General features: G+C 49.1%; 10 protein-coding genes. 7 read left to right on the top strand and 3 right to left on the bottom strand.

The window, feature by feature from the left end; genetic code table 11:
- Positions 1-3 precede the first annotated feature (3 nt).
- Genes AC52PS_RS08385 through AC52PS_RS08375 form a run of 3 tightly spaced genes read right to left on the bottom strand, consistent with a single transcriptional unit; the run spans position 4 to position 2,856 of the window.
- Complete coding sequence (locus AC52PS_RS08385) at positions 4-1,368, bottom strand: permease prefix domain 1-containing protein (RefSeq protein ID WP_495562605.1); 1,365 nt, start codon at positions 1,366-1,368, stop codon at positions 4-6.
- Positions 1,365-1,703, bottom strand: coding sequence for a PadR family transcriptional regulator (locus AC52PS_RS08380; protein WP_495562604.1), 339 nt, complete (start codon positions 1,701-1,703; stop codon positions 1,365-1,367). Before AC52PS_RS08380 ends, AC52PS_RS08385 begins: the two co-directional genes overlap by 4 nt.
- Positions 1,704-1,755: 52 nt before the next feature.
- Positions 1,756-2,856 carry a glycoside hydrolase family 3 N-terminal domain-containing protein gene (locus AC52PS_RS08375; protein ID WP_495562603.1) on the bottom strand — a complete coding sequence of 367 codons (1,101 nt, stop codon included), beginning with the start codon at positions 2,854-2,856 and terminating at the stop codon, positions 1,756-1,758.
- A 255-nt stretch (positions 2,857-3,111) separates the two neighbouring features.
- On the opposite strand from AC52PS_RS08375, the gene AC52PS_RS08370 reads away from it, so the two are divergent.
- The 7 genes from AC52PS_RS08370 to AC52PS_RS08340 all read left to right on the top strand — a co-directional run bounded on the left by AC52PS_RS08370 (position 3,112) and on the right by AC52PS_RS08340 (position 12,854).
- Positions 3,112-4,485, top strand: coding sequence for an ABC transporter substrate-binding protein (locus tag AC52PS_RS08370; protein ID WP_495562602.1), 1,374 nt, complete (start codon positions 3,112-3,114; stop codon positions 4,483-4,485).
- Between the two features lie 57 nt (positions 4,486-4,542).
- Positions 4,543-5,424: a carbohydrate ABC transporter permease gene (locus AC52PS_RS08365; protein WP_495562601.1), complete on the top strand. Its 882-nt coding sequence runs from the start codon at positions 4,543-4,545 to the stop codon at positions 5,422-5,424.
- Positions 5,418-6,380, top strand: coding sequence for a carbohydrate ABC transporter permease (locus AC52PS_RS08360; protein ID WP_495562600.1), 963 nt, complete (start codon positions 5,418-5,420; stop codon positions 6,378-6,380). Before AC52PS_RS08365 ends, AC52PS_RS08360 begins: the two co-directional genes overlap by 7 nt.
- Positions 6,381-6,854: 474 nt before the next feature.
- Positions 6,855-7,898 carry a phenylalanine--tRNA ligase subunit alpha gene (gene pheS / locus AC52PS_RS08355; protein ID WP_495562599.1) on the top strand — a complete coding sequence of 348 codons (1,044 nt, stop codon included), beginning with the start codon at positions 6,855-6,857 and terminating at the stop codon, positions 7,896-7,898.
- Positions 7,899-7,940: 42 nt separating this feature from the next.
- On the top strand, positions 7,941-10,370 hold the full coding sequence (gene pheT, locus AC52PS_RS08350) for a phenylalanine--tRNA ligase subunit beta (protein ID WP_495562598.1): 2,430 nt from the start codon (positions 7,941-7,943) through the stop codon (positions 10,368-10,370).
- A 28-nt stretch (positions 10,371-10,398) separates the two neighbouring features.
- Positions 10,399-10,803, top strand: a complete 405-nt coding sequence (locus AC52PS_RS08345) for a YybH family protein (protein ID WP_495562597.1) — start codon at positions 10,399-10,401, stop codon at positions 10,801-10,803.
- Between the two features lie 422 nt (positions 10,804-11,225).
- Positions 11,226-12,854, top strand: coding sequence for a S26 family signal peptidase (locus AC52PS_RS08340; protein ID WP_495562596.1), 1,629 nt, complete (start codon positions 11,226-11,228; stop codon positions 12,852-12,854).
- The last annotated feature ends 2 nt before the right edge of the window (positions 12,855-12,856 follow it).

Here is a 12,856-nt window from a genome sequence, read left to right as displayed (position 1 = left end):
CGCTCACACAAACCCGAATATCAGTGGGAAGAGCATGATCAGGATCAGAAACCAAATATAGTAGACGGTAAAAAATTGACCCTGAATAGAGAGCATCCTGCTGCCCGATACACCGCTGCGTATCTTCTTCACAAAGTAGAGCAGCAATACCCCCAGATTTCCCGTGAGCAAAATATTCGAACCCAAAGAGGTAATCTTGTTCGCCGAGATTCCGTATTCCGCAAGGCGGTACAGCATTGAGCCAAGCACTATTACATTCAGCAGGAATGCACAAAGCACCAGCAGCAGATTCATCCAATCCTGAAAGGGATTTTTCCTGATTTCCGATCGTACACTCACCGAAAATATCACCACTGTTATAACCGCCAGCAGCATAATATCCATAATGATTAATAACTCCCGGTCCGCTTCCAGTACAGAAGTCCTACTCAGAAAGAAGCCGGTAAAGATTAGGAGAACAAGCAATAGAGGAGGAGATACGATCCTCGCAAGCACCGGCGCAAAGTTTTCCACAAGGGATCGCTTCCGTTCGGCCAGAATGGTTCCGAGAAACAGAGTTAGGGGGAACAGCAGGGGAAGAACAAATCGCTCAAGAACACCCTCTATATCCACCGAGATAATGCTGAACAGCCCCAGGCTTAACAGAACAATCAGCATCCCAGAAATTCCCACAAGCACGGAATACACCACCGTTTCACCGCTGAAGCGGATAAAATCAAGCCTCCCCTGGGGATCATTCAGGCTCCGGGGGTTCCGGGAAAGGGCAAGCACCAGCCACTGGGCAAGGGGAAGGTGAAGCATCACGATAATCTGTGTCTGTCCCCATTCCTCAAAGGGATACAGATTTACCAAAAGCGGAAGGAACATCAGAATCAGCGGCAACAGCCAGGATTCGTTTTTCTGCTCCCCGCGGATCCATCTGCGCCCCTGAAAATAGAGTCCAAGAACAGGAATGACCAAGAAACTGAGGTTCAGAAAGTAGAACGGGGACCCGGAATTCACCCCGCGCCCTATCATGCCCGGGATCAATGCCAAAACTCCGACAATCAGTGCCAGAGCAGCGGTGAGAATGTTTTCCCGTCTCAATACTGCTTGCTGGCTGTCAGACCCCGGTTCACCGGCTTCCCTGTATATCTGTTTCCACAGCCGTCGGGTGCTCCGTTCATGCTGGGAAAGGATAATCTCATGTGAACTACCGAAGCGGCGAAGTGCAATAAGATATGCCTCATCTTCCCGTAGTCCGGCTTTCATAAGGTCCTCAACCGAATCCAGGAGATGAGCTTCCATTTCTTCCTGGTCCTCCGAATCGAGCTCGCTGCGATGGGCAATCTCACCAAGCCACAATTGTATTTCATCCCGAATATTCACAGCTCCTCCTCATTCGGCCAGCTGTTCATGAGAATTGCATGGACCTTAAGCCACTCCGCCTTTTGCGTCTTGAGTGCAGTTCTTCCCTCAGGCTCCAGCCGGTAGTACTTCCTTCTGCGGTTTCCGCTGCCCCGATGCCAGTATGAACAAATCCATCCGTTCTTCTCCAGTTTATGAAGAACCGGATACAGCATTCCCTCCGACCAGTTCCATGTACCCCCGGAAATACGGTCAACTGTCTTGATTATTTCATAACCATAGGAATCCCCGGCAGACAGGATGGAAAGCACAAGGGATACTGATGATGCGGCTACCAGTTCTTTGGAAGGATTCATATTACCTCGCACTTCTATGTATAGCACTGGTAGGCATATCAATCAATATTTTTCAGATATTTTTGAAAATCTCTTTCACACGCTTCATACTCAGATCCCAGTCGGATGGAACGAGCCTTCCCGCTGAAATAGCCCGGGATACCGCCGCGCTCATGGTGAACAGTCTCCGCTCACCGCCGGGTACACCCCGGACAGTACCGTTTGACTCCTGAACAGGATAACTCACAATTATGAGATCATTATTTCGCCATGCATCAACCGCTCTGGATTCACCCATGGGATCACCGTCATCTCTTCCGGACACGAGGGTGCTGTAATACTCACTGATAGCGCCCATAAACAGTTCATCCGCAATGCTCACTCCCTGAAAGCCCAACTCCTCCCTAAGAAGTGTCCTGGCCTGGGATGCAAGACTTGCCGGCACGCCTGGATGATACGGAGTAGTGCTGTGGCCCATCATCACCCCATCCAGATGGTGATCCTTCAGCAGACTCCGGTAGGGTGCCAGCTCCCGGGCTTCATCCCAGAGATCCTCTTCATGGCTGAGGGTATTGTGAGGATTTTCACTGAGGTGCCCGTATCCGGGAAAATGCTTGGCGCTGCAGATCACCCCTGCATCCCTGTGAATTCGGATAAATTCCCGGGCATACCAGACCACCTCTTCCGGTGAATCGGATATACTGCGTCCATCCGCGGCCGTGTACCCCGTATAACCATTGCGGGGGATATCCACAAGAGGAGCAAAGTTCAGATTAACACCTGCCCCGGCAAGAAAATCTGCGTGGCGCTTCACATGATCAAGGAATTGGCGGCGGAAACTGCCATGGGAACTTCTGCGGTACTCCCTGGGGGATTTAAGCGGACTGATCCCTCTGAGAATATTGAACAATTCCCCGCCCTCGGCATCTACGGCTATAATAGCCCGGGGAGCCAGCTGCCTCAGCTGGCTGATCAGGATGCAGAGCCGCTGATAATCCGCAGATATTCCGGTATTCTCCGTGTTCAACACCGGAAGCTGTCCGCCCACCCCCACCATAAATCCTCCCGGACAAAGCTCCAGGTAGCTGTGAACAGTGCGAAGTGTTTCTTCCATGGTGGTGCAAACCGGGACCGCTACAAGGAATTTGCTCCCGGCTGTTTCCTTTCTCGTCATAGATCCTCCATGTATCTCCCACAGGTATTCAAGCCTCTGTCGGCCACAGCATTAAAAAGGAATATATCTCCAAAAAGTTTGACGACTCAATTATTATGGTGTATGATGAAGATTACTCTGATCTTCATTATATAGCGTTTGAACCCCGACTGATTGTGGGAAAAGGTAAAAAACCGGTCCATGTGTATAAGAAAGATACGCATCCTGGCAGCGCAGCATTTGGTCTTTCTTAATATTTTATTAAGGAGGCTTTGTATGAAGCGTCTTGTATTTCTGTTGTTCGGTTTCGCGCTTCTGTTTACCGTACAGGTTTTCGCCGCAGGCGGCGGTGAAGCATCTACCACTGAACCTGTGGAATTCGATTTCTGGACCACCCAGACCCAATCGGACCGAATGGCCACAATTCAGGTTCTCATCGACACCTACAGTGCAATTAATCCCAATGTGACAATCAATCTTGTTCCTGTTGATGAAAACGATATTCCAACACAGATGAATGCAGCCGCCGCTGCAGGAACCCTGCCGGGACTGGTGGAGATGGGTGCTGAAAATGCCGTTACTTTCGGTGCCGAAGGCTTCATGGATAAGGCAGCAACGGCTGCCCTGGTGGAGGAAATCGGAGCAGATAACTTTTACAGCGGTGTGCTCAGGCTGGTTTCCGACGGGGAAGGAGGATACTACGCCCTTCCCTACCATGGCTGGATTCAGGGCATATGGTATCGCTCCGACTGGTTCGAGGAAGCAGGTTTGGATCCTCCCAACAGCTGGGAAAATATCCGCGAAGCTGCAGAATATTTTTACCGCCCGGATGAAAACCAGTACGGTATTCTGGTGGGAACAACGGCAGAAACATTCACCGAGCAGTGTTTCACCCCAATTGCTATGTCCAACGCTGCCGCCCTGTTCGACCGGGAAGGCAACCTCGTGTTCAACAGTCCGGAAATGAAGGAAGCCGTTGAATTTTACGCCGATCTGGCCCAATACAATCCCCCGGGTCCCCAAACCTGGAGAGCCAGGGATTATTACCTTCAGGGCAGAATGGCCATGTTCTTCTACTCAACATATATCATGGACGACCTTGCCCTGGCGGAAGTTGCGGCCGGAAGCCTCACCAATGAAAATTTCGAGAACCTTGAAGGCGCGCGCTTCGACCCGTATCTTGCGGATAATACCAAACTTGCACCAATTATCAGCAACACCCGGGATGCGGGCTATGGAGTTGTGGTGACAATGGGACTGACCGAACAGGAGGATCCTGTGGTCACCCAGGCAGCGGCAAAGTTCCTTCGCTATCTCTACACCCAGAATGCATACATCACATTTCTGCACATGGCACCGGGAGGTATGAACCCAACGCTGAAAGAGATTGCAACCAATGCCCGGTTCCAGAACGACCCCAAGGGAATTTTTGCAAACTACGGACCGGACAAGATGGCCGAAATTATTTCCGGAATGAATGAAATTCAAACATTTTCCATTGTGGACGGCCGTCGCATTGAAGCCGCCAGCGCAATCTTCTCCAACCAGATTATTCCACAAATGCTCTTTGCAATCACCCAGGAAGGTGTGGGAGTTGACAGGGCCATGGAAAACGCAGAACAGGCGATGCTGGATATTATCAATCAGTAATTATTTTGAGGACCGGGAAGGGTTTTTCCGGTCCTCCCCTCCTTCTATGAGGTATGTATGATACATCTCAAAGCAATTACCAATGAACAGAGGGAAACCCGGCTTGGCTGGGCTCTCATAGCCCCTGCCTTGGCAGTTATTCTGCTGCTGATTCTGTATCCCATTCTCTATAATATTTATCTCAGTTTTTTTGATGTGGCTCTCATGGGAACCAACCAGTTTATCGGAGTGCAGAATTATTCCAGAATCATCGGCGATGCGGAATTCTGGCGTTCGGTGGTGGTTACCATTCTTTATGTAGTACTGTCCACTCTGGGAACCACTCTTGTGGGACTGGGTGTAGCAGTTGTAATGAACCGCAAGTTCCCCCTGAGGGGTCTGGTTCGCAGCCTGATTCTCTTTCCCTATGTAGCACCGGTTATTTCTGTGGTTTTCGCATGGCAATTTATTTTCGACCCGGTGAACGGGATCTTTATGCATACCATGGTGGAACAGCTGGGTTGGATTTCCGAGCGTTTCAATCTCATCCGGGATCCGGGAAATGCGCTGTGGGTACTCATCATATTCAACATCTGGAAAAATTTCCCATTCAGTTATCTCATGATCCTATCGCGGCTTCAGGCAATTGATTCCAATTTGTATGAGGCTGCAGAAATTGACGGTGCCAATGGATGGCAAAAATTCAGGCATATTACCGTGCCGGAACTGTATTTTGTCATCGGAGCCCTCATGCTTCTCAGATTTATCTGGAACTTCAATAAATTTGAAGAAGTGTTTCTTCTCACCGGGACAAATATCAAAGTTCTGTCCATCTATACCTATTTCAAGGCTTTTATCGGAACCATGGAGCTGGGAGATGCAAGTTCTCTGGCAGTAATCCAGTTTATCCTTCTCACAGGAATAATTCTCGTGTATGTAAAGAGGGTACTTAAATGGTAGGTCGTAAAGGAGTTCTGCGGAAAGTAGGTTTCACCCTGCTGATCCTTCTGATTCTTGCATTCTGTCTATTTCCGTTTGTTCAGATGCTTTCCACCTCACTGAAATATCAATGGGATTGGGGTAACCCTTCCCTCATTCCCACACAGATCAATACGGGAGCGTACGCCGAACTGCTTGGAGTCGGACAATCTCTGAGCAATGTACCCGAGTCGATCATCAACTTGCTGGAGGAGAGTCCTGAACTGACAAGAGAGCAGCGTCAAGAGATCCTCTCAAGGTACCAGGATACCGGAGACGTATTTCCGTTTTTGAAGTTTTTCCGAAACAGTCTGGTTCTTTCATCCATTGCCGCCCTGATCAGTTTAATCCTCGCGGTATTCGGCGCATATTCGTTCGCCCGAACCCGATACCGGGGACGGGCGGTAATTCAGCGGGGTGTGCTGTTTGTATACATGTTTGGAGGAATTCTTCTCCTCATTCCCCTCTATAAAATGGCGGTAGGCATAGGGCTGGCCGGATCCAGAAGCGGTACTTTTTTTGCCCTGCTGATTATCTACATGGTTCAGACCCTTCCGGTTTCCCTCTACATGCTGGGCAATTTTTTCCGATCGGTCCCGTTCTCCATTGAGGAGGCGGCATTAATCGATGGATGCACCAGATTCAGCACAATTTTCAGGATTATTATTCCCTTGAGCATTTCCGCGCTGGTGACCGTATACATCTACAGTTTCATGATCGCATGGAACGAGTACCTGTTCGCCTCGGTGTTTCTCAAAACCTACAGGGATATTTACACTCTTCCTTTGGGCCTCAACAGTCTGTTTGTCTCCAAGAATGCCATATGGGACCGGATTATGGCCGCTTCCATGCTCACCGCCATACCGGTTATTGCCCTCTTCATGACAATTCAGAAGAAACTTGTAGGCGGACTATCCGCAGGAGGGGTGAAGGGGTGACATCCCATTCTCTCGTTCCCCGGGGCGGGTGAAAATATTGACACTTCAGGTCAACTTGCTATAATACCGGGTATCTATGATCAAGCCGAATCTTCGTGACAGCTTTTTTTTCTTTTTCAGCTTTATAACCTTCAGTTGCGAGGGATTCGAAGAGGACCATAGATAATCAATCTAAGGTACATCAGCGGATTCCTCGCTCAGGCGGGGAATCCTTTTTTTTTATAGAACAGAGGCAATTTCAAATATCAGCGATTTTGGAAATGGCCAAGACCTTTAGAAATCATAATTCTATTCTTCTAAATGGATTATAATTTCGACCCGATATCCGACATCTTTCAAAATCCAATTTTGAAAGATGCTCAACAGACAAACACCCGGAGAGGTTCTTGAAAAACCCCTTGCTTTTACAATTGCTTCCCGGAAGAATCACCTTACATGGTGAGCACATGAACACGTGAGAGAGAGGAGCAGAACATGGTGGAACAACTGCAGCAGATGCTGGAAGATTTTAGAGCCGGTATAGAAAAGGTTCAGTCACTGCCGGAAATGGCTCAGTTCAAGGCCGAGTATTTGGGGAAAAAGGGCAGACTTAAAAGCCTCATGTCGGGTATGCGGAATCTCTCCCCTGAGGAACGAAGCAGGTTCGGTGCAAAAGCCAACGAAGCCAAACAGTTCATGGAACAGCTCCTGGAAGAGCAGAGCACTCGTATTGAGCTTGAAGAAATCAACACCCGGCTGGATAAGGAATGGCAGGATATATCCTGGACAGACCGGTTGAAGGATAAGGGTCAGCAGGCTGCCGGCCTTCATCCGCTCAGCAATGTAATGCGGGAGCTTGAAGATATCTTCCTCTCCATGGGTTTCGATATTCTCGACGGCCCCCATATAGAAGATGAGTACCACAACTTTGAAGCATTGAATATTCCCGCCAATCATCCTGCCAGGGATATGCAGGATACCTTCTGGTTTCAGGATAAGAAACACCTTCTGCGAACCCATACTTCAAATATTCAGATCAGGGGTATGGAACAGCACAAGCCCCCCTTTAAATTTGTGGGCCCGGGCAAAGTATTCCGTTCGGAAGCTCTGGATGCCAGTCATGAAGCCGCATTTCATCAGCTTGAAGGCATGATGGTGGGCAAGGATATCAGCGTATCCCATATGATCCATTTCCTACGGACACTTTTGTCTGAGATCTTTCAGAAAGAGATTAAAGTCCGTCTCCGCCCCGGCTTTTTCCCCTTTGTTGAGCCCGGATTCGAACTTGATTACGAATGCCTTTTGTGCGGCGGAAAAGGCTGTTCAGTGTGTAAGCAGGTCGGCTGGGTGGAAGCCCTGGGCTGCGGCATGGTGCACCCAAATGTTCTCAAAGCCGGAGATATTGACCCCAAAGAGTGGAACGGTTTTGCCTTCGGCCTGGGAGTGGACCGCCTCACCATGATGCGTTACCACATAGACGATGTGCGCCACATCCACAGCGGTGACCTGCTGTTCTCCGAGCAGTTCAAGGCATACTGATCAACCCCGGAGTGACCGAAAATTCCACAGGGAGATACATAGATGAAAATTAGCTTAGATTGGATACAGGATTTTACAGAACTTCCCGGCGAACTCAGCCCGGAGGATATTGGAACACAGTTCACCCTCTCGACCTGCGAAGTTGAAGGGGTGGAGCGCAGCAATGAACACCTGGAAAAAGTGACTGTTGCCCGGATCACCGGTGTTGAACCTCATCCCGAGGCGGATAAGCTGAACCTGGTTCGCTTCGAAACCGGAGACGGGGAAAAACGTGTGGTATGCGGTGCACCCAATGTGGCCGTCGGGCTGAAAGTGCCCTTCGCACCGGTGGGAACCACCCTGCCCGTTGGGTTCACCCTGGAGCCGAAAAAAATCAGAGGGGTATTGAGCGAGGGCATGCTCTGTGCCGAAGATGAGCTTGGGCTGGGCGAAGGACACGAGGGTCTTCTGATCCTTGACGGTGATGCCGCCCTTGGTCAGACAATGGCAGAATACCTTGAAACCCGGCCGGCCGTCCTTCTGGATATTGATAACAAATCCATAACACACCGTCCCGATCTCTGGGGTCACTATGGAATGGCCCGGGAATTTGCCGCGGTTTTCCGAAAGGAGCTGAAAAAGCCATTCAGTGAATCGTGGTTGAAGAAACAGCGGAAATTGGAGACGAAGGAGCCTTCCCCGGTAACCATTCAAGTGGAAGAAGAAAGCGCCTGTCTGGGGTATATGGGACTGAGTGTTGATAACGTGAATATTAAACCCAGTCCCCGGTGGATGCAGAACCGTCTCTCTGCCTGCGGGCTCCGCCCCATTAATAATATTGTTGATATTTCAAACTATGTAATGCTGGAGCTGGGTCAGCCAAATCATATTTTTGATCTGGACACCATCCGAGGTGGAAAAATCATCGTCCGGGAAATGGGCGAACATGGAACATTTACCACCCTTGACGAGGTTGAACGCCAGATTGTTCCCGGCGATACCATGGTATGTGATGCGGAAGGCCCCTCGGTAATCGGCGGGATCATGGGAGGTCTCAGTTCTTCTGTCAAGGATCAGACATCTACAATTTTCATCGAAGCTGCAAACTGGGTGGATGCCCGTATCCGGCACACCTCCACACGTCTGGGACTCCGCACCGATTCCAGCCAACGCTATGAAAAATCACTGGATACCAATCAGCTGGAAAAAACTATCTGGCGGATTTTGGAGCTTATACGGGAAAGCTGTCCGGAAGCACGGGTGGTGGGGAAGCTGGAATCCGACGGAATGAAATACACCCCTGAACTAAAGATTGATCTTAATGAAGAGCGTGTGAACTCAATTTTGGGAACTCAACTCGGGGCCGCTGAGATTAAAACCTATCTTGAAAGTCTTGAGTTCCATGTTGATATGAAATCCGAACTCCAAGGGAGCATGACGGTCACCGTACCCAGCTTTCGGGCCACAAAGGATATCGAGGTGGACGCCGATCTTATTGAAGAAGTGGGAAGAATCCATGGATACGATAAACTGATTCCCGTCCCCCCCAAAAATGATATTACCGCGGTGAAACTCCTTCCCGAAAAGCAGCTCAAACGAAAAATCATGGATTTCATGGTATACCGGGGACGGGCCCTGGAAATCTACAGCTACCCTATGGTTGGCGAAAAGCTGCTTAGACAAGCCGGATGGCACGAGATGAATGAGCAGCTGATTCTGGCCAACGCATTGAATCCGGAGACAGACCGGATGCGCCCATCTCTTATTCCTTCCCTGCTTGAGAAGGCCGCCCTCAACCAGAAGCATTTCAGCAGCAGCCGTTTTTTTGAGCTTGGTAGAAGTTACCTTGAAGATGAAACGGCGTTCAGCAGAGAACGGCATCAACTGGGGATTGTCTTCTATTCTAAGACCCAATCTCCGTTCCTGGAAATGCTGAACCTGCTGGAAGACATGTTCGAGAACCTTAATCTTAACAGTAAAATTACCCCGGCCGATGAAAATCGCCCCAACCCCTTTCTGCCGGTAAACTGGCTGGGAAAACATCCCCATGAGTATCTGGAGATCGGCATTAGGGGAAAGACCGCCGGCTTTATTTCAAGCATTCACCCGTTGATGAATCGGGCTTTTAAGATTAAAGGCAACCTGGTAATGGCTCTTGTGGATCTCACTGATTTTATGGAGCAGAATATCCAGGATAAAACCAAATACCAGCCCCTTCCGAAATTCCCCGGTTCAACATTCGACTGTACGGTACTTACGGATGCCAAGACTCCCGTGACTGACGTTATAGCAGCTGCCCGGAAACTGAAAATGAAGGAGCTGGTTGATCTGCGTATAGCAGATGTATACAGTCCAAAGGATCAACCGAAAGCCGTAACACTCCGGGCTCGATTTCTGGATCGGGATCAAACCCTCAGCCCGGAATTTATCAGCGAAGCCGAAAACAAACTTATTGACACGCTGGAACAACAGGGCTTTCCTCTGAAACAGTAGACCTGTTTTTCGGGGAGGAATCGAAACCATGAATCAGTATGAAGTCGAAGTTATGAAAACCGAGGAAGCTTTTGCCAAAAGCATGGCTTCTCGGAATTTCGCCGAATTCTGCCGTTATCTGGATGAGGACTGTATATTTCTCAACAGATCCAACGTGCTTCGTGGAAGAATTGCCGTTGAAGATTCATGGCAAGCCTACTTCACCGCCGATGAAGCCCCTTTTTCCTGGAAACCGGAAACAGTAATTGCCCAGGAAGGAGGGGAGACCGCCATGAGTACCGGTCCGGTATTCGATTCAGAGGGCAGCCGTATTGCCTGCTACACGTCGATCTGGAAAAACTACGGAAACGGAATCTGGCGAATTATCTTCGATAAAGGCGAATCATGGTATCCCGCCCCGGGTAACCAGGAAAACCTGTCCACTGAGGAATAGCTCCGTTTTTACATTTCCCAAAACAAGGGTTGGATCAGAGAGGATCCCGTAACCAACACAAGCTGGGAAGGGGTGGTTCCTTCTTTACCATCACCCTGAAAGCGCCTATATTGTGAAAGTAGACCTCAACTGTGATTACAGGAAAGATGAATAGATCCGTATATTTTCGGTTCAAAAAGACTGCATGTTTTAACTTGAAGTTCCGAAAATAATTCACACAGTTCATGTACAAAGGAATTCAAAAACTCATGCACGTATTCAACAAACTGAAATCATTTTCCACTTCTATTTCCGTCTGGCTGAAAGAACAACTTGGGATTATATCCCCGGCTTTCATAGCTTGGGTTCTGTTGAGTTGGCTGTATGCAGCCGCCCTCATATTCATATCTCAGAATCCTCTTACCACCATACTTTCTGTTTTCATGGTGTTAGTTCACAGCGGAATATCGGCCTATACGGTTCACAAAGCCGATGAAAAAGCACAGATTACCCCTAGGGAGTTCCTGGTCCTGAAAAAACTGTTTTCCTACATTGCATCCACCCAGTTTATCGTTCACTCCATAACCCTGCTTGCAGCCTGGAGTTCAGACGGTATCAGTCAAAATTCCTATTATTTTCTGTACGCCCTTAATGTTTTGCTCGTGGCAGTGTACCTTCCGGTTTTCTTTTCAATACGCCGAAAATCCAATCTTCTCCGGAAAGGCATTATCCGTGAGGTTAAGCGGAAGGGAAAAACCAAATATGAAGCGGTTCGCCACTTCAGAGGAATTGGAGTAAGCATTGGAGAATGGGTAGATGCCATTATCTGGGCCGTCATCGCGGTTATCTTCATTAACTCCCTGTTTTTTCAGTTATACCAGATTCCATCCGAATCCATGGTTCCTGAATACTATGTTGGTTCCCGGGTCCTTACCGGAAAACTCGGATATAACCCCGAAATCCCGCTATCACTGGTTCGCATTCCAATTCTTCGGGAACCGAAACGTTTCGACGAGTATGTACTTAATAACCCCCGCTACACCATTGGAAAAAGTCAGGCACTAAAGGATTTCAGAAATACGTTTATCCAGATGATCACGTTTTCCATGGTTCAGATCCCCAAGACGGATATTAACGGCGTCCCGTTTCATGATCCCTTAATCAAACGTTTAACCGCACTTCCCGGAGAACAGATCATGATGGTGGACGATATTGTATATATTCGAAACGGCATCGATGAGGAATTCAGAGAGCTGAGGGGGGATCAGGAATATGCATGGAATTTCAGCAACAATCTCCAGGTGAACCGGGGACGCCTGGAACAGGAAGCCGTTTCTCCCGACATGCGTGCGTTGATTACCGGATGGGACAGGGAAAAGTCTGAGATTCCCGAAAGCTACCACCTGCAGGCCCGGAATCTTTCTGAGCGGATAATCCGTGCCGCTGAAGAAGCTTCGGTTTTCATAACAGTTCCGGCAGAAGGTACTCCTCCCGAATTTCAACCCAGCATCTTTCATGGATCTTCACGGAGTTTCCAGCCGATAGATGATTCGATACTATCCGAATACCTTCAGTTCGCCATTCGGGACCCCGACGCTTTCAGTGCCGACCTGAGCTCTTTCCTGTTCTCCGCTTACCCAGAGGTCGAAAACCTACAGAGCTTGGATTTGAATGTTTACAGTGGTTCAACGGCGGCGGCAAACCTGCTTTTCAAGTTGAAATTTCTGAGAGCCCTTGAAGCATATATCGGCACAATCGGCGGCGGTCCAGGCGAGGGCCTTCAGGACGCGATCATGGAGTTGTATGAATACACGGCGCTCTATATACACTCATACTTCGACCCGCGTAATTTCGCCCCCTTCCCCGAGGATGGTGTACTGCCGGAGGATCAGTATTTTTTCCTGGGAGACAACCGCTACAATTCATTTGATTCCCGTCACTGGCAATCGGGCAGGAGAATAGCCCCGTTGGATGCAGCGGATCCATACAGTCTGAGGTACGGATCCATGGTTCAGCCTTTCAGCATGGGCAGCAAATATATACGGGGGAAGGCCCTGTTGGGAGTGTTCTGATA

This window comes from Salinispira sp., assembly GCF_059431795.1.
The sequence above is the reverse complement of the archived record's forward strand: the minus strand, read 5'-3'. Positions and strand labels throughout refer to the sequence as shown.

Coding starts and splice junctions, on each gene's coding strand:
- AC52PS_RS08365 (WP_495562601.1), top strand. CDS start 4,543: ATGATACATCTCAAAGCAATTACCAATGAACAGAGGGAAACCCGGCTT.
- AC52PS_RS08380 (WP_495562604.1), bottom strand. CDS start 1,703: ATGAATCCTTCCAAAGAACTGGTAGCCGCATCATCAGTATCCCTTGTG.
- pheT (WP_495562598.1), top strand. CDS start 7,941: ATGAAAATTAGCTTAGATTGGATACAGGATTTTACAGAACTTCCCGGC.
- AC52PS_RS08340 (WP_495562596.1), top strand. CDS start 11,226: ATGGTGTTAGTTCACAGCGGAATATCGGCCTATACGGTTCACAAAGCC.
- AC52PS_RS08375 (WP_495562603.1), bottom strand. CDS start 2,856: ATGACGAGAAAGGAAACAGCCGGGAGCAAATTCCTTGTAGCGGTCCCG.
- AC52PS_RS08370 (WP_495562602.1), top strand. CDS start 3,112: ATGAAGCGTCTTGTATTTCTGTTGTTCGGTTTCGCGCTTCTGTTTACC.
- AC52PS_RS08360 (WP_495562600.1), top strand. CDS start 5,418: ATGGTAGGTCGTAAAGGAGTTCTGCGGAAAGTAGGTTTCACCCTGCTG.
- AC52PS_RS08345 (WP_495562597.1), top strand. CDS start 10,399: ATGAATCAGTATGAAGTCGAAGTTATGAAAACCGAGGAAGCTTTTGCC.
- pheS (WP_495562599.1), top strand. CDS start 6,855: ATGGTGGAACAACTGCAGCAGATGCTGGAAGATTTTAGAGCCGGTATA.